General features: G+C 72.5%; 22 protein-coding genes. 9 read left to right on the top strand and 13 right to left on the bottom strand.

Features of this window, described 5'->3' with window-relative positions; genetic code table 11:
• Nucleotides 1-10: 10 nt before the first annotated feature.
• Nucleotides 11-910, bottom strand: coding sequence for a carbohydrate ABC transporter permease (locus AAD528_RS05965; RefSeq protein ID WP_345751130.1), 900 nt, complete (start codon nt 908-910; stop codon nt 11-13).
• A complete protein-coding gene (locus tag AAD528_RS05960; RefSeq protein WP_345751129.1) occupies nt 900-1,841 on the bottom strand; it encodes a carbohydrate ABC transporter permease in 942 nt (313 codons plus the stop codon). The genes AAD528_RS05965 and AAD528_RS05960 overlap by 11 nt, the downstream gene beginning before the upstream one ends.
• A gap of 172 nt (nt 1,842-2,013) precedes the next feature.
• Between AAD528_RS05960 and AAD528_RS05955 the strand changes: the two genes are divergently transcribed.
• The 4 genes from AAD528_RS05955 to AAD528_RS05940 all read left to right on the top strand — a co-directional run bounded on the left by AAD528_RS05955 (nt 2,014) and on the right by AAD528_RS05940 (nt 6,726).
• Entirely contained in the window at nt 2,014-3,030 is a 1,017-nt protein-coding gene (locus AAD528_RS05955; RefSeq protein ID WP_345751128.1) for a LacI family DNA-binding transcriptional regulator, read from the top strand.
• A 186-nt stretch (nt 3,031-3,216) separates the two neighbouring features.
• The gene (locus AAD528_RS05950) at nt 3,217-4,563 is read left to right on the top strand and encodes an ABC transporter substrate-binding protein (RefSeq protein WP_345751127.1); all 1,347 of its coding nucleotides are present in this window, start codon (nt 3,217-3,219) and stop codon (nt 4,561-4,563) included.
• 102 nt (nt 4,564-4,665) lie between these two features.
• Nucleotides 4,666-6,318 (top strand): MGH1-like glycoside hydrolase domain-containing protein, encoded by a 1,653-nt coding sequence (locus AAD528_RS05945; RefSeq protein ID WP_345751126.1) that lies wholly within the window; start codon nt 4,666-4,668, stop codon nt 6,316-6,318.
• Nucleotides 6,319-6,330: 12 nt separating this feature from the next.
• The gene (locus tag AAD528_RS05940; RefSeq protein WP_345751125.1) at nt 6,331-6,726 is read left to right on the top strand and encodes an aldo/keto reductase; all 396 of its coding nucleotides are present in this window, start codon (nt 6,331-6,333) and stop codon (nt 6,724-6,726) included.
• A gap of 9 nt (nt 6,727-6,735) precedes the next feature.
• Here the strand turns inward: AAD528_RS05940 and AAD528_RS05935 are convergent, their stop codons facing one another.
• Nucleotides 6,736-7,737, bottom strand: a complete 1,002-nt coding sequence (locus AAD528_RS05935; protein ID WP_345751124.1) for a LacI family DNA-binding transcriptional regulator — start codon at nt 7,735-7,737, stop codon at nt 6,736-6,738.
• 115 nt (nt 7,738-7,852) lie between these two features.
• Here AAD528_RS05935 and AAD528_RS05930 point away from each other — a divergent pair, with 115 nt between their 5' ends.
• The 5 genes from AAD528_RS05930 (at nt 7,853) to AAD528_RS05910 (ending at nt 14,026) form a co-directional block, all read left to right on the top strand.
• Entirely contained in the window at nt 7,853-8,824 is a 972-nt protein-coding gene (locus tag AAD528_RS05930; protein WP_345751123.1) for an acetylxylan esterase, read from the top strand.
• Nucleotides 8,825-8,879: 55 nt separating this feature from the next.
• Nucleotides 8,880-9,248: an L-rhamnose mutarotase gene (locus AAD528_RS05925; RefSeq protein ID WP_345751122.1), complete on the top strand. Its 369-nt coding sequence runs from the start codon at nt 8,880-8,882 to the stop codon at nt 9,246-9,248.
• A 41-nt stretch (nt 9,249-9,289) separates the two neighbouring features.
• Nucleotides 9,290-10,456, top strand: coding sequence for an L-rhamnose isomerase (gene rhaI / locus AAD528_RS05920; RefSeq protein ID WP_345751121.1), 1,167 nt, complete (start codon nt 9,290-9,292; stop codon nt 10,454-10,456).
• Nucleotides 10,453-12,498, top strand: a complete 2,046-nt coding sequence (locus tag AAD528_RS05915; protein WP_345751120.1) for a bifunctional aldolase/short-chain dehydrogenase — start codon at nt 10,453-10,455, stop codon at nt 12,496-12,498. Before rhaI ends, AAD528_RS05915 begins: the two co-directional genes overlap by 4 nt.
• Before the next feature lie 115 nt (nt 12,499-12,613).
• Nucleotides 12,614-14,026 (top strand): rhamnulokinase, encoded by a 1,413-nt coding sequence (locus AAD528_RS05910; RefSeq protein ID WP_345751119.1) that lies wholly within the window; start codon nt 12,614-12,616, stop codon nt 14,024-14,026.
• Here AAD528_RS05910 and AAD528_RS05905 read toward each other — a convergent pair.
• From AAD528_RS05905 to AAD528_RS05860, 10 genes are all read right to left on the bottom strand, one after another.
• Nucleotides 14,016-14,891, bottom strand: coding sequence for a glycoside hydrolase family 43 protein (locus AAD528_RS05905; RefSeq protein ID WP_345751118.1), 876 nt, complete (start codon nt 14,889-14,891; stop codon nt 14,016-14,018). The genes AAD528_RS05910 and AAD528_RS05905 overlap by 11 nt on opposite strands.
• A gap of 13 nt (nt 14,892-14,904) precedes the next feature.
• A complete protein-coding gene (locus AAD528_RS05900) occupies nt 14,905-15,945 on the bottom strand; it encodes a M24 family metallopeptidase (protein ID WP_345751117.1) in 1,041 nt (346 codons plus the stop codon).
• Nucleotides 15,942-17,225, bottom strand: a complete 1,284-nt coding sequence (locus tag AAD528_RS05895; protein ID WP_345751116.1) for an MFS transporter — start codon at nt 17,223-17,225, stop codon at nt 15,942-15,944. The genes AAD528_RS05900 and AAD528_RS05895 overlap by 4 nt, the downstream gene beginning before the upstream one ends.
• 170 nt (nt 17,226-17,395) lie before the next feature.
• Nucleotides 17,396-18,373, bottom strand: coding sequence for an NYN domain-containing protein (locus tag AAD528_RS05890; RefSeq protein WP_345751115.1), 978 nt, complete (start codon nt 18,371-18,373; stop codon nt 17,396-17,398).
• Between the two features lie 36 nt (nt 18,374-18,409).
• On the bottom strand, nt 18,410-19,390 hold the full coding sequence (locus AAD528_RS05885; RefSeq protein WP_345751114.1) for a Gfo/Idh/MocA family protein: 981 nt from the start codon (nt 19,388-19,390) through the stop codon (nt 18,410-18,412).
• A 42-nt stretch (nt 19,391-19,432) separates the two neighbouring features.
• Nucleotides 19,433-20,374, bottom strand: coding sequence for a quinone oxidoreductase family protein (locus AAD528_RS05880; protein WP_345751113.1), 942 nt, complete (start codon nt 20,372-20,374; stop codon nt 19,433-19,435).
• Nucleotides 20,375-20,408: 34 nt separating this feature from the next.
• Nucleotides 20,409-21,224 carry an ABC transporter ATP-binding protein gene (locus AAD528_RS05875; protein WP_345751112.1) on the bottom strand — a complete coding sequence of 272 codons (816 nt, stop codon included), beginning with the start codon at nt 21,222-21,224 and terminating at the stop codon, nt 20,409-20,411.
• Nucleotides 21,221-22,276: a FecCD family ABC transporter permease gene (locus AAD528_RS05870; protein WP_345751111.1), complete on the bottom strand. Its 1,056-nt coding sequence runs from the start codon at nt 22,274-22,276 to the stop codon at nt 21,221-21,223. The genes AAD528_RS05875 and AAD528_RS05870 overlap by 4 nt, the downstream gene beginning before the upstream one ends.
• Complete coding sequence (locus AAD528_RS05865) at nt 22,276-23,238, bottom strand: FecCD family ABC transporter permease (RefSeq protein WP_345751110.1); 963 nt, start codon at nt 23,236-23,238, stop codon at nt 22,276-22,278. Before AAD528_RS05865 ends, AAD528_RS05870 begins: the two co-directional genes overlap by 1 nt.
• A gap of 89 nt (nt 23,239-23,327) precedes the next feature.
• A complete protein-coding gene (locus AAD528_RS05860) occupies nt 23,328-24,365 on the bottom strand; it encodes an iron-siderophore ABC transporter substrate-binding protein (protein WP_345751109.1) in 1,038 nt (345 codons plus the stop codon).
• Nucleotides 24,366-24,402 lie beyond the last annotated feature (37 nt).

Below are 24,402 nucleotides of genomic sequence, written 5' to 3'. Positions count from 1 at the left end.
GACCGGCCCTTCACTTGATGCCGGACGTCGCGGAGCCCTTGATGAGGAACCGCTGGCCGAACAGGAACACGAGGAACAGGGGCACGAGCGAGACGACGCTCATCGCGAACATCGAGCCGTAGTCCGAGCTCGACTGCGCGTCGAGGAAGCCCTTCAGCGCCAGGGAGGCGGGGAACAGCTCGGGCAGGCGCACGTAGATCAGCGGGCCGAAGAAGTCGCCCCACGTCCAGATGAACGTGAAGATCGACGTGGTCGCCAGCGAGGGCACGATGAGCGGCAGCGTGATCTGGAAGTAGCTGCGGATGTGCCCCGCGCCGTCGATGCGCGCGGCCTCGAACAGCTCCTTCGGAAGGCCGCGGATGAACTGCACCATCAGGAAGATGAAGAACGCCTCGGTCGCGAGGAACTTCGGCGCGATCAGCGGCAGGAACGTGTTCAGCCAGCCGAGCTCCTTGAAGATGATGAACTGCGGCACGAGCAGCACCTGGAACGGCAGCATGATCGAGCCGAGCATGACCGCGAACGCCAGGTTCTTGAACCGGAATCTCAGCCGCGCGAACGCGTAGGCCGCCATCGAGCACGAGATCAGGTTGCCGACGATCGCGCCGAGCGCGATCACGGCCGAGTTCAGCAGGAACTGCCCGAACGGGTGCTGCAGGTCGTTCCAGCCGTTGGCGTAGTTCTCCGTGGTCAGGCTCGTGGTGAACAGGCTGAGGTCGCGGAAGATGTCGGCGTTCGGCTTGAAGCTCGACACCACGAGCCACAGCAGCGGATAGATCATCAGGATCGACACCGCGGCGAGCAGCACGTGCTTGCCGACGGAGCGCAGCGCGCCGGGCCCGGATCCCGCGCGACGCCGCCGCAGGGGAGCGCCGCCGGGGCGGAGGAGGGTCTCGGTCTCAGTCGTCATAGAACACCCAGTACTTCGAAAGCCAGAAGTTGAAGGCCGTGAAGGCCGCGATCACGAGCACGAGGAACCACGCCATCGCCGAGGCGTAGCCCATGTCGAGCTCGGTGAACGCCTCCTTGTAGAGCAGCAGCGTGTAGAACATGGTGGCGTCGCCCGGGCCGCCGGTGCCGCCCGAGACCACGTACGCCTGCGTGAAGGACTGGAACGCGAAGATGATCTGCAGCACGAGGTTGAAGAAGATCACGGGTGTCAGCAGCGGGAACGTGATCGAGAAGAACTGGCGCACCTTGCCCGCGCCGTCCATCGCGGCGGCCTCGTAGTACATCTCGGGGATCTGCCGCAGGCCGGCGAGGAAGATCACCATGGGCGACCCGAACGTCCACACGTGCAGGATGATCAGCGTCCCGAGCGCGAAGTCCGGATGCCCGATCCATCCCGGTCCCTCGATCCCGAACCAGGCGAGGAATCCGTTGACCAGGCCCTCCTTGCCGAACACCTGGCGCCAGAGGATCGCGATCGCGACGGACCCTCCGAGCAGCGACGGCAGGTAGAAGATCGAGCGGTAGAACGACAGGCCGCGCATGCCCTTGTCGAGCAGGATGGCCAGGCCCAGCGCGAGCGCGAGCTGCAGCGGGACGCTGACGATCACGTACGTCACGGTCACGCGGAACGAGTTCCAGAACCGCGCGTCCGAGAACATCGCGGTGAAGTTGTCGATGCCGGTCCACTCGGGGGGACGCAGCAGGTTGTACTCCGTGAACGACAGGTAGAGCGACGCGATGATGGGGCCGACCGTCAGGCCGATGAGGCCGATCAGCCAGGGGAGGAGGAACAGCGCCGCGGCCTTGTCGTCCGGGTACCTCTCCTTCACGCGCGGCCCGCCGCCCTTGCGCGTGCGCGCAATGGTGCGCAGCTCGCCGAGACTGCTCACATGACCTCCTCGTCAGCGTGATGCCGGGGCGGATCTCGCGAGTCGCGCCGGCGACCGTGAAAGCGGTTTCACGGGTGACACGATTATCAGCACGTCATGCCCTTCACGTCAAATGGCGGCCGCTATCGTGGGGGCGTATCCGGCGCGGGGCGTCGGGCGGAGGAGGGTTCGGATGGCCGCAGGGCGCGAGAGCGTGACGATCGCGGACGTCGCGCGGCGGGCGGGGGTCTCGCCCGCCACCGTGTCCCGGATCATGAACGGCCGGTTCGCCGGGGAAGACGTCGTCGCCGAGCGCGTGCGCGCCGCGGCGGACGAGCTGTCCTACGCGCCGAGCCCGCTGGCCCGCAGCCTCGCGCTCGGGCGCACGCACGCGATCGCGTTCGTCGTGCCGGATCTGGCCAACCCCGCGTTCCAGTCGGTGCTGGCGGGCCTCAGCAAGACCGCGGCGCGGGACGGCTACCGCGTGCTGATCGCCGATTCGGGCGAGTCGCCGAGCGAGGAGCCGCTGCTGGCCACCGAGATCCGGCGCCGCACCGACGCCATCGTGCTGTGCGCTCCGCGCATGCCCGAGGACGAGCTCGCCGCGCTCGTGGAGCGGCTGCAGCCGCTCGTGCTGATCAACCGCGGCCTGCCCGAGGGCTCCGGGCCGTCCGGCGCGCCGTCGCTGCGGATCGACTACCGCACGGGCATCCGCGCGCTGGCCGAGCATCTCCACGAGCTCGGCCACCGGCACCTCGCGTACGTGCACGGTCCCGAGCGCAGCGCGTCCAACGCGCACCGCGAGCGCGGGCTGGACGAGTTCGCCCGCGACCATCCTGACGTCCGGATCGACCGGATCCCGGCCGGCGCCGCCTCCGACGACGGCCGCGCGGCCGCGCCCCGCGTGAGGGAGAGCGGCGCCACCGCGGCCCTCGCGTTCAACGACCTCGTGGCGATCGGCCTGATCGGCGGGCTGCGCGAGTTCGGGCTGCGGGTCCCCGATGACATCTCCGTCACGGGGTTCGACGACATCCCGCTCGCGCAGTACCTGGACCCGGCGCTCACGACCGCGTCCGTGCCGCACGCCGATCTCGGCGTGGTCGCCTGGAGTCGCATGCACGCGCTGATCCGGGGGGAGACGCCGGGGGAGGACGTGCTGTTCCAGCCCCGTCTCGAGCTGCGCGCCTCGGCCGCCGCGCCGCGCACGTGACCCCCGCGCGGCGCGGAAACGGGCGGGCGTTGACACCTCGGGGACGCGGTGCTAGTTTCCGTGAAAGCGGTTTCACCGGCCGAGTCCGGGAACCCGCGCGGACGGCGTCCCACCTGCAGCGTCGTCCGTCCCGCACCCGGTAACAACGGCGGCCACGGAGGCCGTCTCTTCCCGAAACGAGGCGCAATGAGGCGTATCACCCGGTCGCGTGCGACCACAGGCACGACGAAGCCGGTCGCGTTCGGCTCGCTGGCGGCGGCGACCGCACTGGTGCTCACCGGCTGCTCCGGCGGCGGTGGAGACGGCGGCGGCGCGGCGCAGCCCGCACCGTCCGACGAGGAGGTCACGCTCGAGATGTCGTGGTGGGGCGACGACGCGCGCGCCGCCCTGTTCGCCGACGTGATCGACGCGTTCGAGGACGAGCACCCGAACATCACGGTCGAGGAGACGCCGGTCGGCGCTCCCGACGACCTGTTCAACCGGCTCGCCACCGACTTCGCGGCCGGCGGCGACACCGCTCCCGACGTGTTCGCGCTGGGCGGCGCCAAGCCGCAGGAGTACGGCGAGCTCGGCGCGCTGCTGGACCTGGCGGAGGTCTCAGACCAGCTCGACACGTCGAAGTACCCCGACTTCTCGCTCACGAACGCGCTGGTCGACGACACGCTCTACGGCCTGCCCACCGGCGGCAACGCGACGGCCGCGTTCGTGAACACCGACATCTTCGAGGAGGCCGGCGTCGACGTGCCGGCCGAGGGATGGACGTGGGACGACCTGATCGAGGCCGCCAACGCGATCGGCAGCAAGGGTCTCGAGAACGACGGCGGTCAGCCGATCTACGGCGTGGACCTGCGCATCCAGGACATCCTGGGCACCTACGCGGGCCAGGTCAGCGAGGTCGGCATGTACGACTGGGACGGACAGCTCGGCGTCGACGCCGACGACGTCGCGGGCTGGTACGAGATCGAGAAGCAGCTGCTCGACGGCGGCGGCCTGCCCGATCCGTCGGTCGTCACCGCCAACTGGCAGCTGCCGCCGGACCAGCAGCCCTTCACGCTCGGCCAGGCCGCGATCACGTTCGGCTATTCGAACCTGATGAGCGCGTACGCCGGCGCCGGCAACGTCGAGATGCTGCTGCCGCCCACGTCCACGGACATCTCGGGCGTCGCGCTGCTGCCGTCGGCGTTCTGGTCGATCAACGCCGCCTCCGAGCACCCGGCCGAGGCCGCGATGCTGGTGGACTGGTTCCTGCACGAGCCGGCCGCGCTCGAGCTGATCAAGGACACCCGCGGTGTCCCGTTCAACCCGGACGCGCTCGCGATCGTCCAGCCCACGCTCGAGGGCCCGAGCAAGATCGCCGCGGACTACGTCGACGTCGTGCTGGACGAGGGCGTCGTGGCCCCGCCGCAGCCCGCCGGCGGTGCGATCATGAACGAGCTGTCGCAGCGCATGGAGTCGGACGTCCTGTTCGGGCGCGCGACCCCGCAGGACGCCGCGCAGAAGTGGATCGACGAGCTGGGCGCCGCCCTGCAGTGACGTCGGCTTCGCGCAGCTGACACGCGGGCGGTCCCCTCCGCGGGGACCGCCCGCTTCCACGACCGCAGACTCTCCTTGACAGCAGTGGCACGAAGGGACCCGATGGACGCGACGGACGAGGCGCGGCGGCGGCTGCGGGAGGGCGATCCGATCGCCCGGGCCGGGATCGGATCCTCCCCGCTGGGCGCGGAGCTCGCGGACCAGGGCGTGCGGTTCGCGGCGGTCGGCGGCCCGCTCGAGGACCGCTGGCACGCCGCCCTGGCCGAGCTGGCGCAGTGCATCCGCCCGCTCGACCCCGCCCATCCCGGAGGCGGCGCCCCCGTGCTCAACGAGGGCGGCGTGTACCACGGCGCGTGGATCGAGAGCACCGGCACGATCAACACCGAGGTGCTCACGCGCTTCGCGCCGCGGGTCGCGCGCGACACGCTGCTGCTGTTCGCCCGGCACCAGCGCGACGATGGGCTGATCCCGTACAAGGTGACGGCCGACGGCCCGGCGTTCAGCCAGATCCAGGTCGTCACGCCGCTCGCCCGCGTGGTGTGGAACCACCACCTGCTCACCGGCGGCGATACCGAGCTGCTGCGCACGATGCACGGCGCGATGGCGCGCATGGACGCGTGGCTGGCCGAATACCGCGACACGGCCGGCACCGGGGGCGTCGAGGCGTTCTGCACGTTCGACACCGGGCACGACCTGTCGCCCCGGTTCTGGTTCGCGCCCGACCGCGCCTTCCGCGGCGACGCGCGCTTCGTCGATCCGGACTCCCCGCTGCTGCCGTATGTCGCGCCGGACCTGACGTCGAACGTCGCGTGCCAGCGGGCCTACCTGGGCCGGATCGCCGCGGAGCTCGGCGGGGACCCGACCGAGTGGGATGCCCGCGCGCGCGAGTCGCTCGAGGCGCTGCACGCGCAGTGCTTCGACGAGGAGGACGGGTTCTTCTACGACCGCACCCGCGACGGCGAGCTCGTGCGGCTGCAGGGCGACGTGCTGGCGCGCGTGCTCGCGAACGAGGTGGGCGACGAGCCGTTCTTCGCGCAGTGCCTGCGCCGCTACCTGATGAACACGCGGAAGTTCCTCGCGCACTACGGCTTCACGACCGTCGCGATGGACGATCCGCGGTTCGACCACGACGCGTCGCGCAACTCGTGGGGCGGTCCGGTCAACTTCCTCGCGCAGCTGCGCGCGCCGCACGCGTTCGAGCGGCACGGACACGTCGCCGAGCTCGCCCTCGTGTCGCAGCCCGTGCTGGCGGCGCTGGCCGTGGCCGATCGGTTCCCCCAGTGCCTCGACCCGTGGTCGGGCGACGCGGGCTTCACCGAGGTGTACTCGCCGTCCATCCTGTGGTTCCTCGATGCGGTCGAGAGGTACGCCGGGATCCTGCCGCGCCCGGACGGCGAGGTGTGGTTCACGGGCCTGGCCCCCACGCGCCTCGACCACGGCGCCGCCGCGCAGGCGGTCGCGTACGGGCGGCGGATCGACGGCGCCGAGTGGGAGCTCGTGGCGGACGACGAGCGGGTCTCGGTGTTCCGGGACGGCGAGGCGGCGTTCTCGTTCCCGCGGGGGTGGCGGGTGATCGCGGACCGCTCCGGCCGCATCCGGTCGGTCGTCGGGATCGGCGCGCGACCGGTCGCCGGGCTGCTCGACCTGCCCGAGGGATCCGCGTCGCTCGAGATCGTTCCGAACGAGCGCGTCGAGCTGTCCGGCGCCGCCGTGACCGCGCGGGGCGGCGTCGACTTCGTCGCCCCGGTGCTCTGAGAGGGTGGGCGCATGACCTCCTCCGCTCTTCCCCTCCACCCGCTCGGCGCGACCGGGCTGCAGGTCACCTCGCTGACGCTCGGCGGCGGGCCGCTCGGGTCCATGCCCCGCCTGTTCGGCAACGAGGTGCCGGAGGGCGACGCGATCGAGACCGTGGCCGCCGCGCTGGACGCGGGCATCCGGACGATCGACACGTCCAACGGCTACAGCGAGGGGGAGAGCGAGCGGCGGCTCGCCAAGGCGCTCGCCGCGTACGGCGCGCTGCCGGCGACGACGGTGATCGGCATGTCCTCGCCGGCCCGCGTCGCGCCGAACGTCGCGGCGGCGGCGGCGGAGCTGCCGGACGAGCTGTTCGCCGAGCTGGAGGCCCTGGTGCCGCCCGAGGAGGTCTGGCTCGATCGGCGCTGACGCGGCGGCTCAGCCGCCGGTCGAGGCTCGCACCACCAGCTCGGGCTCGAACACCACGTCGCGCGGGGCGAGGGACGGATCCGCGGCCTCCTCGACGAGGATCGACAGGGCCGTGGCGCCCATCCGCCGGCTGGGCTGGCGGATCGAGGACAGCGGCACGGTCGCGGCAGCGGCGAAGTCGATGTCGTCGTAGCCGATCAGCGCCACGTCGCCCGGCACGGAGACGCCCGCGAGCGCGAGGGCCTGCAGGACCCCGAGCGCGATCAGATCGTTCGCCGCGAACACGGCGTCCGGACGCTCCGCCGCGGGCAGGGCGGCGAGGCGCTCGCCGGCGGTGCGACCCTCCGCCACGGTCAGGGACGCGACGGCCGCGAGATCGAGAGAGGCGCCGTCCACCGCGGCCACCGCGCGGCGCGCGCCCTCCGCGCGATCCGCGACCTGGCGCAGCCCCGCCGGTCCGCCGACGTACGCGATGCGCCGGCGCCCGGCGTCCAGCAGGTGCCGCGCGGCGAGCTCGCCGCCGTGCACGTCGTCGACCGCGACGGACGAGAACCCGCTGCCCGCCACCGTGCGGTCGACGAGCACGACCGGGATGCCGCGCTCGCGGATCTCCCGCAGCCGCGCGACGTCGTCGCCGATCGGGGAGATGAGCAGGCCGTGCGCGCGCTGCTCCTCGAAGTGCGACACCAGCCGCAGCTCCCGCTCGGGATGCTCGTCGCTGTTGCCGATCAGCACCGACAGGCCGTGCAGCGCGGCCTCGTCGTCCGCGCCGCGCGCGACGTCCGTGAAGAACGGGTTGCGGGCGTCCAGCACGACCAGTCCGACGGTCGTGGACCGACCGGCCCGCAGCTGCCGCGCGGCGTCGTTGCGCACGTAGCCGAGCTCCGCGATGGCCGAGCGCACGCGCTCGAGGGTCGCCTCCGGCACGGAATCGGGTCGGTTCAGGACGTTCGAGACCGTGCCCACCGACACTCCGGCCCGCGCTGCCACATCGCGGATGCTCACGCCCATCCCCATCCCCCGCCTTCCACCCCCGACGTTAGCGCCCGGCGGATCTGAAACGTCTCATCCCGCGCTAGGTTCGGGTGCGAGCGGCAGCGGAGCCGCCTGGAAGGAATCCGGATCCATGGCCCTGTACGACCTGCCCCTCGAAGCGCTGCGCGAGTACCGCCCCGATGTCGCCGAGCCCGCGGACTTCGACGCGTTCTGGGAGGCGACGCTGGCCGAGACGCGGGCCGCCGCCTGGGCGCCGCGCGTGGATCGGGTCGACACCGGGCTGCGCCTCGTCGAGACGAGCGATGTGGCGTTCGCCGGCTTCGCGGGCGACGAGATCCGTGCGTGGTGGCACGTGCCGGCGGGCATCGCGCCCCGCGCGGTCGTGGTCGAGTTCATCGGCTACAGCGGCGGCCGCGGCCTGGCGCACGACGTCGGATCCTGGCCGCTCGCCGGATACGCGCACCTGTTCGTCGACACGCGCGGCCAGGGCTGGCACCACACGCGCCCCGGCGCGACCGCGGATCCCCACGGCTCGGCGCCGTCCGCGCCGGGCAAGATGACGCAGGGCATCGAAGACCCCGCGACGTACTACTACCGCCGCGTGTTCGCCGACGCGCTGCGGGCGGTGGAGACCGCGCGCGAGCTGGCGGGCGACGTCCCGCTGTTCATCACGGGCGCGAGCCAGGGCGGCGGGATCGCGATCGCCGCGACCGCGCTCGCGGTCGCGAGCGGGATCGACGTCGCCGGCTCGCTGCCCGACGTGCCGTTCCTGTGCGACTTCCCGCGCGCCACCACGATTACGGACGCCATGCCGTACCGCGAGATCGGCGCGTACCTCGCCACGCACCGCGGCCGGGAGGCGCAGGCGTACCGCACGCTGAGCTACTTCGACGGAGTGAACTTCGCGCGCCGCGCCACCGTGCCGACGCTGTTCTCGGTCGCGCTCATGGACCTGATCTGCCCGCCGTCCACCGTGTTCTCGGCGTACAACTCCTGGGCGTCCGAGGAGCGGCGGATCGAGATCTACCCGTTCAACGACCACGAGGGCGGCGGCGCGTTCCATCGTCGCGCGCAGCTCGACTGGGTCGCGGAGCGGATCTGACGGCTGTTGCCCCGGGAACGGATCCGGCGCTAGCATGAAACGATTCAATCCGCCGATGGAGGACGACTCGACGATGAGCCAGCGCGTGTGCTTCACCCTGCGCGTCGCGCCGGAGCTGCTGGACGAGTACGTCGCCCGGCACAGTCCGGTCTGGCCCGAGATGCTCGAGGAGATCGCGGCCTCCGGCCGGCGGAACTACGCCATCTTCCACCTGGGTGACGGACTGCTGGTCGGAACGTACGAGACCGACGACGACGCGGCCTCGCGCGCGTACCTCGCGGGCTCCGAGGTCGCCGCCCGCTGGGAGGCCTCCATGGCGCCGTTCTTCGTCGGCCTCGACGGCCGCCCCGACCAGGCGGCGCAGACGCATCCCGAGGTCTTCCATCTCGAAAGCCAGCTCGCCGCCGAGCGCGGTCGATCCTGATCCTTCCGGGGCGACGGCGCCCCCTCCAGAAAGGCCACATCGTGAGTGAACTGACACCGGAGATCCTGACGACGCTCGAGCGGCAGGCGATCGAGCTGCCGTCGTGGGCGTTCGGCAACTCGGGCACCCGCTTCAAGGTGTTCGCGACGCCCGGCACGCCGCGCGATCCGTTCGAGAAGATCGCGGACGCCGCGCGCGTGCACGAGCTGACGGGACTGGCGCCCTCCGTCGCGCTGCACATCCCGTGGGACGAGGTCGACGACTTCGGCGCCCTGCGCGCGCACGCCGAGGGTCTCGGGGTGGCGCTCGGCACGATCAACTCGAACACGTTCCAGGACGACGACTACAAGTTCGGCGCGCTGACGCACGAGGACCCGCGGATCCGACAGAAGGCGATCGACCACCACCTCGAGTGCATCGACGTGATGGACGCGACGGGCTCGCGCGACCTGAAGATCTGGCTGGCCGAGGGATCGAACTACCCCGGGCAGGCCGACCTGCGGGGCCGGCAGGACCGCCTGCACGAGTCGCTCGCGACGATCTACGCGCGGCTGTCGGGCGAGCAGCGCCTGGTGCTCGAGTACAAGTTCTTCGAGCCGGCCTTCTATCACACGGACGTCCCGGACTGGGGGACGTCGTACGCGCAGGTGGCCGCGCTCGGCGACCGCGCCATGGTGTGTCTGGACACGGGCCACCACGCGCCCGGCACGAACATCGAGTTCATCGTGATGCAGCTGCTGCGCCTCGGGAAGCTCGGCTCATTCGACTTCAACTCGCGCTTCTACGCCGACGACGACCTGATCGTGGGTGCGGCCGATCCATTCCAGCTGTTCCGGATCATCTTCGAGGTGATCCGCGGCGGCGGGCTGAACAGCCCCGACGTGGCGTTCATGCTCGATCAGTGCCACAACATCGAGAACAAGATCCTCGGCCAGATCCGCTCGGTGCTGAACGTGCAGGAGATGACCGCCCGCGCCCTGCTGGTCGACGCGGAGGCGCTGCGCGCGGCGCAGGTCGCGGGCGACGTGCTCACCGCGAACGCGATCGTGATGGACGCCTTCTACACCGATGTGCGCCCCGCGCTCGCCGCGTGGCGCGAGGGCCGCGGGCTGCCGGCCGACCCCATGAGGGCGCAGCTGGAGTCGGACTACCAGTCGAGGATCGAGGCCGAGCGCGTCGGCGGCACGCAGGCCGGATGGGGAGCATGAGCGCCGTGACCAACAGCACCGTCGCCGACCTGATCGCCCGGTCGAACCGGCTCGGATCCGATCCGCGGAACACGAACTACGCCGGCGGCAACACGTCCGCGAAGGGCGCGGACACGGATCCGGTCACCGGCGAGCCCGTCGAGCTGCTGTGGGTGAAGGGCTCCGGCGGCGACCTCGGCACGCTGAAGCCGGAGGGGCTCGCGGCCCTGCGGCTGGACCGCATGCGCGCGCTCGCGAACGTGTACCCCGGCGTCGATCGTGAGGACGAGATGGTCGCGGCGTTCGACTACTGCCTGCACGGCAAGGGCGGGGCGGCGCCCTCGATCGACACGGCCATGCACGGCCTGGTCGACGCCGCGCACGTCGACCACCTGCACCCCGACAGCGGCATCGCGATCGCGACGGCGGCGGATGGCGAGGAGCTCACGGCGCGGATCTTCGGCGACAAGGTGGCGTGGGTGCCGTGGCGTCGCCCCGGCTTCCAGCTGGGCCTCGACATCGCCGCGATCAAGAAGGCGAACCCGCAGGCGATCGGCTGCATCCTGGGCGGGCACGGCATCACCGCGTGGGGGGCGACCTCGGAAGAGTCCGAGTCGAACTCGCTGTGGATCATCCGGACCGCCGCCGAGTACATCGACGAGCACGGCAAGGCCGACCCGTTCGGCGGCGCGCGGGCCGGTTTCGAGGCGCTGCCGGTGGACGAGCGCCGGACCCGGGCGGCCGCGCTCGCCGCGACGATCCGCGGGCTCGCGTCGCACGACAGGCCCATGGTCGGCCACTTCACCGACGCGGACGTCGTGCTCGACTTCCTCGCCTCCGAACGGGCGCCCGAGCTCGCGGCGCTCGGCACGAGCTGCCCCGACCACTTCCTGCGCACCAAGGTCAAGCCGATGATCCTGGATCTGCCGGCGAGCGCGTCCGTGGAGGAGCAGATCGCGCGCCTGAGGGAGCTGCACGACGCGTACCGCGCCGACTACACCGCGTACTACGAGGCGCACGCGACCGCGGAGTCGCCGGCCATGCGCGGCGCGGATCCGCTCATCGTGCTGGTGCCGGGGGTGGGGATGTTCTCGTACGGCGCGAACAAGCAGACCGCGCGCGTGGCGGGCGAGTTCTACGTCAACGCCATCAACGTGATGCGCGGCGCGGAGGCGCTGTCGACCTACACGCCGATCTCGGACGCCGAGAAGTTCCGCATCGAGTACTGGGCGCTCGAGGAGGCCAAGCTGCAGCGGATGCCCAGGCCCAAGACGCACCAGGGCCGCATCGCGTTCGTGACGGGTGCGGCATCCGGCATCGGCAAGGCCATCGCGACGCGGCTGGCGGCCGAGGGCGCGTGCGTCGTGGTCGCCGACCTCGACCTGGAGAAGGCGCGGGCGGTCGCGGCGGAGCTCGGATCGGCGGATGTCGCGATCGGCGTGGCCGCGAACGTCGCGGACGCCGCCGGCGTGCAGGCCGCGATCGACGCGACCCTGCTCGCGTTCGGCGGCATCGACCTCGTCGTGAACAACGCCGGGCTGTCGCTGTCCAAGCCGCTGCTGGAGACCACCGAGCAGGACTGGGACCTGCAGCACGACGTGATGGCCAAGGGCTCGTTCCTGGTCTCGAAGGCCGCCGCGAGGCCGCTGATCGCGCAGGGGATGGGCGGCGACATCGTCTACATCTCCTCGAAGAACAGCGTGTTCGCCGGCCCGAACAACATCGCCTACTCCGCCACCAAGGCCGACCAGGCCCACCAGGTGCGGTTGCTGGCTGTCGAGCTCGGCGAGCACGGCGTGCGCGTGAACGGCATCAACCCCGACGGCGTGGTGCGCGGATCCGGGATCTTCGCATCGGGCTGGGGCGCCAACCGCGCCAAGACATACGGCATCCCCGAGGAGGACCTCGGCCAGTTCTACGCGAACCGCACGATCCTCAAGCGCGAGGTCGTGCCCGAGAACGTCGCCGACGCCGTGTACGTGCTCACCGGACCCGAGCTCAGCCGCACCACCGGTCTGCACATCCCGGTCGACTCCGGCGTCGCGCAGGCCTTCCTGCGATGAGCGCGAGAGCCCGCGTCTGCACAACGCAGGAAGCGATGGGACCGGTGGGGCTGCTGCCGGCGTGTCGCGGGCGATCCGCGGATCCGCTCCTGCGTTGTGCGGGAGGTGGGGCCGGATGACCTCCGGATCCGTCGCCGCCGTCGACCTGGGGGCGACGAGCGGGCGGGTCATCCTGGGCCGCTTCGACGGCGGTCGGATCGGGATGGCGACGGTCGGACGGTTCGCGAACACTCCGGTGCGCATGCCCGACGGCCTGCACTGGGACCTGCTCGGCCTTCACCGCGGCGCGCGGGACGGGCTGCGGGCGGCGTTCCGCGCCGAGCCCGGGCTCGCCTCGATCGGGGTGGACTCGTGGGCGGTCGACTACGCGCTGCTGCGCGGGGACCGGATGCTGGGCGTCCCGTTCCACTACCGCGACGAGCGATCCGCTGCGGGTGTCGAGGCCGTGCACGCGGTGGCGCCGTTCGAGGAGCTGTACCGCCGCAACGGCCTGCAGTTCCTGCCGTTCAACACGCTGTACCAGCTCGCCGCCGAGGGCGACGCGCTCGGCATGGCCGACGGCATCCTGCTGATCCCGGATCTGCTCGGCTGGATGCTCACGGGGGCGCGCGCGGCGGAGCGCACGAACGCGTCGACCACGGGCCTGCTGGACGTGCGGACGCGCGAGTGGGACCGGGAGCTGGCGGAGCGGATCGGCGTGCCCGCGGGCATCCTGCCGGATCTGGTGGATCCGGGGACGACGCTCGGCGGCCTGCTGCCCCACGTCGCCGCCGAGCTCGGCGGCCAGGCGCCGGTCGTCGCCGTCGGGTCGCACGACACGGCCTCGGCCGTCGTCGCGGTGCCGATGCGGGCGGACCGCGCGGCGTACATCTCGTGTGGCACCTGGGGTCTCGTCGGCGTCGAGACCGAGCGGCCCGTGCTGACCGACGCCGCGCGCGAGGCGAACTTCACGAACGAGGGCGGCGTGGACGGGCGCGTGCGGTTCCTGCACAACGTCATGGGCCTGTGGCTGCTGAGCGAGACCGTGCGCGCGTGGGAGGACGAGTCGGGCGACCGGATCGACCTGCCCGCGCTGCTCGCGCGGGCCGCGGCCGTGGACGGGCCCGCGGGGACCTTCGACGCGAACGACCCCGTGTTCCTGGCCCCCGGCGACATGCCGGGCCGCATCGCCGCGTGGCTGCGCGACCACGGCCGGCCCGTGCCGGCGTCGCACGCGGAATTCGCGCGCTGCATCGTCGAGAGTCTCGCGGAGGCCTTCGCGCGTGCGGTCGCGAAGGCATCGGAGCTCTCGGGCGTCACGGTCGAGACGATCCACGTCGTCGGTGGGGGAGCGCTCAACACCCTGCTGTGCCAGCGGCTCGCCGACCGCGCCGGACTTCCGGTGCTCGCGGGACCGGTCGAGGCGACCGCGATCGGCAACCTCCTGGTGCAGGCCCGCGCGGCGAGACTGGTCGCGGGCGACCTCGAGGCCCTGCGTGCGGTGGTGGCGGGCGCGTTCGAGCCGGTGCGGTACGCGCCTACGGCCTGAGGCTCAGCCCCTCCGGCGTCTCCTCGAGCGGGAAGAAGCGGGCGCGCTCGTCCGGGGTGCGGTTCGGCGTGTGCAGCGTCAGGAACAACCTGCCCGCGGCGTCCGCGAAGATCATGCCGTGGCCGCCGTCGGCGGGCCAGATCGGCTCGTCGGACTGGACCCACGGGCCCGCGATCGAGCCCGACCGCGACGTCGCGACGCCCATCGCGTAGCCGGAGTCGCCGAAGCTTGACCACAGCATCAGCAGCCGGCCGTCCGCCGTGCGATGCAGCGAGGGGCCGTCCGTCACGAACACCCGCGGGAATTCGGGGCGGGGGATCGACCTCGCCCACGGCGCGTCCGACGCGCGGAACAGCAGGACCGGATCGCCCACGGTGCCGCGCAGATCCTCGGTCAGCCGGATCGCGTGCACCTCGCCGTCGCCGACGTCCTTCCACTCGTGGCAGAACACGAGGTACGGCACGCCGTCCTCGACATGAAGCGTGCCGTCCAGGCACTCCCACGCGCGCGGCGTGAGCGGCCCGTCCGACCACGGCGCGTACGGGCCCTCCGGACGCTCGGCGCGCAGCACCTGCGTGCCGCGGCGCATGCCCTCCGCCGTGAACGTCGCGAACATGTAGAACGCGCCGCGGTACCGGTGCACCTCGGGCGCCCAGTACTGCGTGTGCGACCAGAAGTCCGGCGCGGGGCGGAACGCCGGCGTCGGACCGTGCCACTCCTCCAGGTCGTCGCTCCAGTACGTGTCGAACCCCGTCGCGGGACCCGACCAGATGTTGGCGTCGGTGCTGCCGAACAGGTGGTACCGGTCGGCGTCCGCGTCGAACAGCACGAACGGATCGCGGATCTGGATGTCGTCGAGTCGCATGGCGGGCTCCGGTTCAGGACAGGTCGAGATCGACGGGGCGGGGGATCCCGCGCACGTCGACCGTGGGCCATTCGGGGTCGGCCGTGAGCACCTCGACGCGGCCGTCCTCGACCACCACGGTGTCCTCGATCTTCGCGCCGGGGGCCCACGGGTTCCACGCGAACGCCTGACCGGCGACCACCGCGCCCATCACGCCCGGCGCCACCTTCGGGTCGCGCCCGAGGTAGCCGGCGGGGCCGCCCTGGTGGTGCCGCAGCCAGGCGTCCTCGCCGAGGCCGGCGCGCGCGTAGGCGGAGCGGATGTCGCCCAGCACGTCGTCGAGCGCGCGTCCCGGACGCGTCGCGGCGAGCACGTCGGCCTCGACCTCGCGGATCGCGCGCTGCGCGTCGGGCTCCGGCTCGCCGAACGACACCCAGCGCGTGAGGCTCGCGTGCAGGCCGTGCCGGCGCCCCGTCAGCACCGCCATCCCACGGCCGCCGAGCGGTGCGTCGGTGGGAAGCGGGTGCGGGATGCCGCCGCGCGCGGCGCCCGCGACCAGCAGCACCGCGGGCTCTGCCCCCGCCGCGACGGTCGCCCGCGCGAGCTCCGCGGCCAGCCCGCGCTCCGTGGTGTCGGGCCGGGCCTCGCGCAGCACGGCGGTCATCGCGCGGGCCATGTCGCGGCCGAGGGCCGCGTAGCGCTCCCGCTCGACCGGCAGCAGCGCGGCGCGGGCCGCGCGCAGCTCGCCCGCGACATCCGTGTCGCGCAGCACGCCCGGCGTCGCGAGGTCGCCGAACCAGTCGACCACGCGGATCCGCGTCCCCGAGAGCTCCTCGCCGGCCAGCCGATCCGCCTCGTTCGCGGGCGCCGTCACGACGATGTCGCCGTCGCGCCGGACGGTCGCCGAGAACACCGCGGGCCCGCCCAGCGGCACGCTCGTGCGCGCACCGTCGAGCAGCCACGCGAGGTTCTCGGGCTGCGTGAGCAGGATCTCGTCCGCGCCGCGTGCGTCGAGCAGGCGCGCGATCCGCTCGAGCTTGGCCGGGCGGTCGGAACCGGGATTCGGGTGGGTCATGGCACGGGCTCCAGCGCGTCGTAGTCACGGAAGGCGGGACGCAGGCGCGCCGCGAGCAGGGCGAGAGCGGCGATCAGCAGGCCGCCGAGCAGGGGAGGGAACCACAGGATGCCGCCCGCCGCGAGCAGTCCGGCGTACACGTCGCCGGCGCGCGGACCCGCGGTGAGCACGAGCGTGTTGATGCCCTGCAGTCGCCCGCGCAGCTGATCCGGCGTGGCGGACTGCATCATCGTGGTGCGGAAGATCCCCGCGACGTTGTCGGAGGCGCCGACGAGGGCGAGCGCGGCGCACAGCACGACGAGCGCAGGCACGTCCGCGCGGACCCCGGACACGGGCCCGCCGGTCGCGTCGAAGGCGAGCAGCAGGGCGCCGAACACCGCGACCGCGCCGCCCATCGCGACGGTGCCGGCCGTCGCAGCCACGCCGTGCCGCCGCACGCCGCCGAGGCGGCCCGAGAGCAGCCCGCTCAGGATCACCCCCACCGCGGTGGCGGCCGTGAGCAGGCCCACGACGGTCGCGTCGCCGCCCACGACCAGGGCGCCCACGGCGGGAAGGATCGCGTAGCTGCGGCCGAACACGAACGTCACGAGCTGCAGCCAGATCGCCGTGCGCAGGTTGCCCGCGCCGCGCAGGAACCGGAAGCCCGAGGCGATCGCCGCCCATCCGGCCTCCGCGCGCTTCTCGGGCCGGATCGCGGGCAGCGACACGATGCCCCAGAACCCGACGAGGAACAGCACCACGTCGATCGAGTACGTCCACGCGAAGCCGACCGTGGCGACCAGCACGCCGGCGAGCGCGGGCCCGAGCGCCGCCTGCAGGCCAGCGCTCAGGCCGCTGAGCGCCGCGACGGCCGGCAGCTGCTCGCGCGGAACGAGGCGGGGGTGGATCGCGAAGCGCGCGGCGCCGACGAGGGCGCCCATGGTCGAGGACAGCGTCGTGAAGACGTAGTACGGCCAGAGCGTCGTGACGTCGGCCCACGCGAGGGCGGCGATGCCCACCGGGGCGACGAACGAGATCGAGGACGCGACGATCAGCACGTGGCGGCGGTCGAACGCATCCACGATCGCCCCGCCCAGCACGCCCATCACGATCATGGGCGCGAGCGCGAGCCCGCCGACGAGCGCGACCGCGGCGGTGGACCCGCTCAGCTGATAGACCTGGATGCCGATCGCGACGGCTGTGAGCTGCACGCCGATGCCGCCGAAGACGCCGCTCGTCCAGAACCGGAAGTAGGCGGGCGAGGTGCGGAACGGACCCAGATCGAGGAGGTACCGGCGCACGTGCTCACGCTAGCGGAGAAACCGCTTTCACGCACGTCTCCGGCTGCTCCCGTAGCTCGAGAACACGTCCTCTCAGCGAGCACACGCCGAATCGGCGCGGATTAGGCATGTCGTCGGCGAGAGGACGTGTTCTCGGCGAGGGGGATGGGCCGCTCGGGGTGCGAGGGGCCTCAGTCCTTCAGGCGGACGAGGCGCTCGTGACCGCTCTCCTGCACCTCGGCGACCTGCTCGCGCGACTTCACGAAGTCGGTGAACGAGCGGAAGCCGAGCGTCTTCTCGCTGAACGACGGGTCCATCCGGCGCATGTGCTGCTTGACCGCCGACGTGTGCAGCCATTCGGCGTCGTCGCCCTTGTCGCGGCCGAGCCGCAGAGCGCGCTCGAGCAGCCGCGACGCCGCGGCGTGCAGGTCCTCCGGCGGGATCTCGTCGAACGGGACGAGCGTGTCCTCCTCGGGCGGCGGGGTCTGCTTCGCGCGCGACGAGCGGCGGCTGCGCTGGGTGCTCGTCATCTCGGCCGGCTCCGGCTCGGGCTCGGCGGCCTTGGCGGCGGCCTTCGGCTTCTTCGGCACGATGTCCGCCGGGTTCGGCACGCCCGGGAGCGTGTCGTACGCGTCGAACTCGTCGCACGCGGCCGCGAGCGACTTGGCGGTCGACCCGGCGACGCCGACGCCGATCACGTAGCGGCCCAGGCGCTTGCAGCGTTGCGCGAGCGGCACGTAGTCGGAGTCTCCCGCCACGATCACGACGTGGGTCAGGTCGGGCAGGCGGAACATGTCCTCGACCGTGTCGACCGCGAGGCGGATGTCCGCGCCGTTCTTCGCGTACGCCGCGGCGGGGAACAGCTGCACCAGGTCGACGGCGCGGCCGACCAGCTGCGAGCGGTAGATCGCGTTCACGGGGGAGGACCAGTCGGCGTACGCGCGTGTCAGCACGAGCGTGCCGAACGATGCCGCGTAGTCGATGATCGCACCCACGTCGATGGTGGCGAGCGCGAGCTTCGCGGCGATGTCGGGATCCGTCGGGTCCTCGGCGATCTTCTGCCGGTCCTTGCTGTACGAGTTGCGCCCGTGCACGCGGTCGTACCAGCTCATCACGATGTTGTCGAAGTCGAGGTAGACGGCCACGCGGGCGTCGGAGGTTTCAGCCATGGTCCTTCTCTGGGGAGGATGCGGATGGGCGGATGGTCAGTTCTCGCCGGGGTAGGCGACGCCGATCTGGCGGCGGATCTCGTCGAGCGTGCCCATGATGGCCACCGACTCGGCGATCGGCAGCTCGCGGCCCTCGAGCCGGCCCTCGGCGACGAAGCGCTCGGCCGCGAGGGCCTGGTACTGCATGCCGCGGCCCTCGACGTGCGACTCGTACCGCTCGAGCACGGTGCCGTCCGGCGCGGTCACGGCGAACGACGTGGGGGTGTACCAGACGCGGTCGATGTCGATGCGCGCCTCGGCGCCGACCACGTGCGCGGTGTTCGGGCCCGCCCCGCGGGAGGACGAGATGGTCGTGGAGAGCGCGCCGGACGCGTGCGTCATGACGGTGGCGACCTCGGCGTCGGCGCCGGTGTCGGACAGGCGCGCGGAGGCCTGCACGCTGGTGGGCGCGCCCAGGATGTCCCACACGAACGAGATGGGATAGATCCCGAGGTCCAGCAGCGCGCCGCCGCCGAGTGCGAGGGCGTTCAGGCGGTGCGACGGGTCCGAGGTGATCTGCTGCGTGTGGTCGGCGAACAGCGTGCGGATCTCGCCGAGCGTGCCGGCGTCGATGATCTCGCGCACGCGCACCATGTGCGGCAGGTAGCGCGTCCACATCGCCTCCATGACGAGCAGTCCCCGGCTCGCGGCGAGGTCGCGCAGGCCCTCGGCCTCGGCGCGGTTGACCGTGAACGACTTCTCGACCAGCGCGTGCTTGCCGCCCTCGAGCGCGAGGCGCGCGTTCTCGGCGTGCATCGGGTGCGGCGTCGAGACGTAGATGATGTCGACATCCGGATCGGCCGCGAGGTCGTCGTACGAGCCGTGCGCGCGGGGGATGTCGAACTCGGCCGCGAACGCGTCGGCCGAGGCCTGCGAGCGCGACCCGACCGCGACGAGGTCGAGCCCCGCCGTACGCAGGTCGGAGGCGAAGGCGTGCGCGATGCCGCCCGTGGCGAGGATTCCCCAGCGCAGTCCCATGCTCCGAGCCTAGGCGCTGGGGCCGACATCTTCCCCCGCCGGTCAGGGGACGATCAGGAGCTTGCCGGGCGCGCCCTCGCGGCTCGCGCGCTGCGCGTCGCCCGCGCGCTCGAGGGGGAAGCGCTCGCCGAGCTCGACCGCGAATCTCCCCGCGGCGAGCAGCGCGAGCGCGACCGGGATCGCCTCACGGCGCCACTCCAGCTGCTGCGGCGTGAGCGGGTCGGGCGATCCGCCGCCGAACGCCCGGATGCCGAACCCGCGCGCGTCCGGACCGCGCACGATCGTCGCGATCCGGTGGCGGTCCTCGAGGAGCTCGAGCGACGCGTGGATCGCCTCGTCCGTGCCCGCGAAGTCCAGGATCGCGGTGACTCCGTCGGGGGCCGCCCGACGCACGCGATCGACGAGACCCGCGCCGTACGCGATCGGCTCGCCGCCGAGGCCGGTCACGCGGTCGGCGCGCGCGTCGCTCGTCGTGCCGAGCACCCGCGCGCCGGCGAGGGAGGCGAACTGGATCGCGGCCTGGCCGACGGACCCCGACGCACCGTGGACCAGCAGGGTGTCGTCCGCGCGGACCGCGAGCGACCGGACGGCCTGGTACGCCGTGCCGACCGGCACGCCGAGCGCCGCGCCGACCCCCGCCGAGACGCCGGCCGGCCGCGCGAACACCTTCTCCGCGGACACGGCGAGATCGGTGGCGTACGCGCCGAGCGCGCCCGTGAACACCACGGGATCGCCCACGCGGAAGCCGTCGACGCCCTCGCCGACGGCGGTGACGTGGCCCGCGCCGTCCGTGCCGGTGCCGCGCGGCTTCGCGAACGGCCCGGAGGGACGCAGGCCCTCGCGCAGCTTCCAGTCGATCGGGTTGACGCCCGCCGCCTCGATGCGGACGGCGACCTGTCCCGGACCGGGCTCGGGATCCGGGATGTCGGTCAGCGTGAGCACCTCGGGGCCGCCGAGCTCTGAGTACCGGATCGCCTTCGCCATGACGCCAGGCTAGTGCGGTCCGGGCGGGGCGGGGTCAGGCGACGGTGTCGGTCAGCACGTGATGCCGGCCGCGCGGCAGCACCATGGGGGCACCGGAGACCGGATCGGGGATCACGAGGGCGTCGAGGTCGAACACGCGCGCGATGAGCTCGCTCGTCATCACCTCGGCCGGCGGCCCGCTCGCCACCAGCTCGCCGCCGCTCATCGCGAAGACGTGATCGGCGTACCGGGCGGCCATGTTCATGTCGTGCAGCACCATCACGATCGTGGTGCCCTTGGCGCGGTTGAGGTCGGTCAGCAGGTCGAGCACCTCGATCTGGTGCGCGACGTCGAGGAACGTCGTGGGCTCGTCCAGCAGCAGCACGCCGGTCTCCTGGGCGAGCGCCATCGCGATCCACACGCGCTGGCGCTGCCCGCCCGAGAGCTCGTCGACCGCGCGGTCCGCGAGCTCGGACACTCCGGTCGCCGCGAGCGCCTCGGCCACCGCGGCGTCGTCGGCCGCCGACCACGAGCGGAACAGCTTCTGGTGCGGATGGCGCCCCCGCCCCACGAGATCGGCGACCGCGATGCCCTCCGGCGCGATCGGCGACTGCGGCAGCAGGCCGAGGGTGCGGGCGAGCTGCTTGGTCGGGACGGATCCGATGCTCTGCCCGTCGAGCACGAGGCTGCCGGACTGCGGCGACAGCAGGCGCGCCATGGTCTTGAGCAGCGTCGACTTGCCGCACGCGTTCGCGCCCACGATCACGCTGATCCGGCCGCTCGGCACGGTCAGGTCGACGCCCTTCACGACGGGCGATCCGCCGTATCCGGAGACGAGCTGCGTCGCCTCGAGAGTGTGGTGGACGGTCACGAGGAACCTCCCGAGCGGTTTGTGCGGATGAGCAGGTACAGCAGGTACGGCGCGCCGAGGACGCCGGTGATCACGCCGACGGGGAACGAGACGTCGAACGCGAACTGGCCGATGAGGTCCGCCGCGAGCACCAGGACGGCGCCCGTCAGGGCGGCCGGGATGGTCAGGCTCGACCCCGGGCCGACGATGCGCGCGGCGATGGGGCCGGCGAGGAACGCGACGAACGCGATCGGTCCCGTCGTCGCGGTGGCGAAGCAGGCGAGGGCGACCGCGGAGACGATCAGCAGCAGTCGCGCGCGGTCGACGCGCACGCCGAGGGCCGTCGCCGATCCGTCGCCCAGCTCGAGGGCGCGCAGGTCGCGCGAGAGCAGCAGGATGACCGGGACGAGCACGGCGACCGCGACCGCGAGCGGCAGCAGGCCGTCCCACTTCGATCCGTTGAGGCTTCCCGTCAGCCAGCGCATCGCGACGGCGACGTCCCATTCGGCCGCGCGCTGGATCAGGAACGAGACCAGGGCGTCGAGCATCGCGCCGACGCCGATGCCGATCAGGATGAGGCGCCCGCCGGTCGACTCGCCGCCGCGCGCCGCGGCGTAGATGAGCGCGGCCGTCGCGATCCCGACCACGAGCGCGGTGACGGTCGTCGCACCCGCGCTCCAGTGCAGCACCACGAGGCACAGCACGGCCGCGGCGCTCGCGCCGGACGTGATGCCGATGACGTCCGGGCTCGCGAGCGGATTGCGCAGCAGGGTCTGGAACGTCGTCCCGGCGACGCCGAACGCGATTCCGGCGAGCACGCCCGCGATCATGCGGGGGATGCGCAGCGAGCCGACCGTGAACGACGCGCCCGGGACCTGCTCGCCGAGGATCACGCCGATGACGTCCTCGACGGGGTAGATGGTGTTGCCGAGCATCAGCATCGCGGCCATGAGCACGAGCAGCGCTACCGCCAGGACGATCACGGCGACCCGCCGGCGCCGGGCGCGCCGGCGGCGTCCCACCTGGATCGCGGTGGTGGTCTCGGGGATCTCGGTGGCGAGCGACAGCGCCATCACAGGGCCTTCATCCGGGTGCGGCGGGCGATGATGATCAGGATCGGCGCGCCGACGAAGGCCGTCACGATGCCGGCCTCGACCTCGCCCGGGTAGCCGATCAGGCGCCCGATCGTGTCGGACACCGCGAGGATCACGGCGCCGCCGAGGGCGGAGACCGGCAGGAGCCAGCGCTGGTCGGGGCCGAACAGCATGCGGGCGACGTGCGGGACCATGAGTCCCACGAAGGCGATGGGGCCCGCGACGGCCGTGACGGCGGCGCACAGGGCGACGCCGGCGGCGGAGGCGAACAGGCGCGCGTAGCGCACGTTCACGCCGAGACCGACGGCGACGTCGTCGCCGAGCGCGAGGGCGTTGAGCGCGGGGGCGCACAGCAGCGCGATGACCGCCGCGACGGCGAGGAACGGGGCGACCACGGCCATGGTCCCCCAGTCGGCGCCGGCGACGCCGCCCACCTGCCAGAAGCGGAACGCGTCCATCGCCGCGATGCGGGGCAGCAGCACTGCGCTCACGAGAGACGACAGCGCGGCGGTCGTGGCGGCTCCGGCGAGGGCGAGCTTGATCGGGGTGGATCCGCCGGGGCCGATCGACCCGACGACGTAGACGAAGATCGCCGCGAGGGTGCCGCCGACGAACGCCAGCGCGAGGTACTGGAAGGCGGACGTGATGCCGAGGAAGGCGATGCCGCAGACGACGAACAGCGCGGCGCCCGTGTTGACGCCGAGGATGCCGGGATCGGCGATCGGGTTGCGGGTGACGGCCTGCATCAGACCGCCGGACAGGCCCAGTGCGGCGCCGGCGATGAGTGCGAGCACCGTGCGCGGGATGCGCTCCTGCACCGCGATCGCACCGATCTCGTCGGCCGTGCGGCCGCCCAGCCACGCGGAGATGCCGTCCGTGACCTCGCCGAGCGAGACGGGCCGGGATCCGAGTGCCAGCGACAGGACGACGGAGACCGCCACGGCGATCAGGATCCCGATGAGGAACGCCGAACGACGGCGCGCAGCCGGCTTGCGGGCGGCTGCGCGCCGTCGAGCGTCTGCGAGGACGGTCACTCGGCCTTGGCGGCGGCGTCGTCCAGCAGACCGACGTACGTGTCGAGCATCCACGGGATGGACAGGGCGGTGGGCGAGACCGCGCCGCTCAGCGCGTCGCCCGCGCCGACCGGCACGACCGCGCCGTTCTTGACGGCGGGGAGCGTGTTCCACAGCGGGTCGGCCTGCAGAGCGGGGAGCAGGTCGTCGCCGCCGTACGCGACGATCACGTCGACGTCGGCGAGCTTGTCGACGTTCTCCGCCGAGATGTCCGCGTAGAACGTGCCCGCGTCGGCGGCCTCCTTGGCGGCGGAGGGCACGTCGAAGCCGAGGTCGGCCAGGAAGGCGGCGCGCGAGTCGCCGGTCGCGTAGACGGAGGACGTCGACAGGTCGGCCGGGTTCAGGTACAGGAACGCGGCGGTCTTGCCCGCGAAGCCGGAGTCGGCGGTCGCGTCTGCGATCTGCTGGTCGAGGTCCGCGACGAGGGCCTCGCCCTCCGCGGCCTTGCCGAGCGCCTTCGCGTTCGTGAGGATGCTGTCGCGCCACGGCGTGTACCAGGCGACGCCGGGGTACGCGACGGTCGGCGCGATGTCGGTGAGGGTCTGGTACTCCTCCTCCGTGGGGCCCGAGTACGCGGCGATGATGACATCCGGCTGCGTGTCGGCGATCGCCTCGGAGTCGATGCCGTCCGACGTCGAGAACACCACGGGCTCCTCGGCGCCGAGCTCCTCGTACGCGTCGGTCGTCCACTCGTAGAGGCCGAGGCCGTCGGTGCCGTCCATCGACCAGGTCTGGTCGTCCGCGCCCACGGGGGCGATGCCGAGGGCCAGGGCGACGTCCTGGTTGCCCCAGCCGATGGACGCCACGCGCTCCGGCTGCGACGTGATGGTCGTCGTGCCCAGGGTGTGCTTCACCTCGACGGGGAAGACGCCGGCGTCGCCCGCGGGGGCGGAGGACTCGCCGCCCGCCGGCGTGCCGCCGGTCGAGCAGGCCGCGAGCGAGACGGTCAGGGCGGTGGCGACGACGGTCGCGCCGAGGATGCGTGCAGTGCGCAAGGGGAATCCCTTCGATGCGGTGATGGGGACGGCCTCT

This window comes from Microbacterium rhizophilum (genome assembly GCF_039605615.1).
Lineage (GTDB): Bacteria > Actinomycetota > Actinomycetes > Actinomycetales > Microbacteriaceae > Microbacterium > Microbacterium rhizophilus.
The sequence above is the reverse complement of the archived record's forward strand: the minus strand, read 5'-3'. Positions and strand labels throughout refer to the sequence as shown.

Excerpts from the sequence above, each read along its gene's own strand:
- AAD528_RS05965 (WP_345751130.1), bottom strand. The coding sequence starts at position 910 with ATGACGACTGAGACCGAGACCCTCCTCCGCCCCGGCGGCGCTCCCCTG.
- AAD528_RS05955 (WP_345751128.1), top strand. The coding sequence starts at position 2,014 with ATGGCCGCAGGGCGCGAGAGCGTGACGATCGCGGACGTCGCGCGGCGG.
- AAD528_RS05950 (WP_345751127.1), top strand. The coding sequence starts at position 3,217 with ATGAGGCGTATCACCCGGTCGCGTGCGACCACAGGCACGACGAAGCCG.
- AAD528_RS05945 (WP_345751126.1), top strand. The coding sequence starts at position 4,666 with ATGGACGCGACGGACGAGGCGCGGCGGCGGCTGCGGGAGGGCGATCCG.
- AAD528_RS05940 (WP_345751125.1), top strand. The coding sequence starts at position 6,331 with ATGACCTCCTCCGCTCTTCCCCTCCACCCGCTCGGCGCGACCGGGCTG.
- AAD528_RS05935 (WP_345751124.1), bottom strand. The coding sequence starts at position 7,737 with ATGGGCGTGAGCATCCGCGATGTGGCAGCGCGGGCCGGAGTGTCGGTG.
- AAD528_RS05930 (WP_345751123.1), top strand. The coding sequence starts at position 7,853 with ATGGCCCTGTACGACCTGCCCCTCGAAGCGCTGCGCGAGTACCGCCCC.
- AAD528_RS05925 (WP_345751122.1), top strand. The coding sequence starts at position 8,880 with ATGGAGGACGACTCGACGATGAGCCAGCGCGTGTGCTTCACCCTGCGC.
- AAD528_RS05915 (WP_345751120.1), top strand. The coding sequence starts at position 10,453 with ATGAGCGCCGTGACCAACAGCACCGTCGCCGACCTGATCGCCCGGTCG.
- AAD528_RS05910 (WP_345751119.1), top strand. The coding sequence starts at position 12,614 with ATGACCTCCGGATCCGTCGCCGCCGTCGACCTGGGGGCGACGAGCGGG.
- AAD528_RS05905 (WP_345751118.1), bottom strand. The coding sequence starts at position 14,891 with ATGCGACTCGACGACATCCAGATCCGCGATCCGTTCGTGCTGTTCGAC.
- AAD528_RS05900 (WP_345751117.1), bottom strand. The coding sequence starts at position 15,945 with ATGACCCACCCGAATCCCGGTTCCGACCGCCCGGCCAAGCTCGAGCGG.
- AAD528_RS05890 (WP_345751115.1), bottom strand. The coding sequence starts at position 18,373 with ATGGCTGAAACCTCCGACGCCCGCGTGGCCGTCTACCTCGACTTCGAC.
- AAD528_RS05885 (WP_345751114.1), bottom strand. The coding sequence starts at position 19,390 with ATGGGACTGCGCTGGGGAATCCTCGCCACGGGCGGCATCGCGCACGCC.
- AAD528_RS05880 (WP_345751113.1), bottom strand. The coding sequence starts at position 20,374 with ATGGCGAAGGCGATCCGGTACTCAGAGCTCGGCGGCCCCGAGGTGCTC.
- AAD528_RS05870 (WP_345751111.1), bottom strand. The coding sequence starts at position 22,276 with ATGGCGCTGTCGCTCGCCACCGAGATCCCCGAGACCACCACCGCGATC.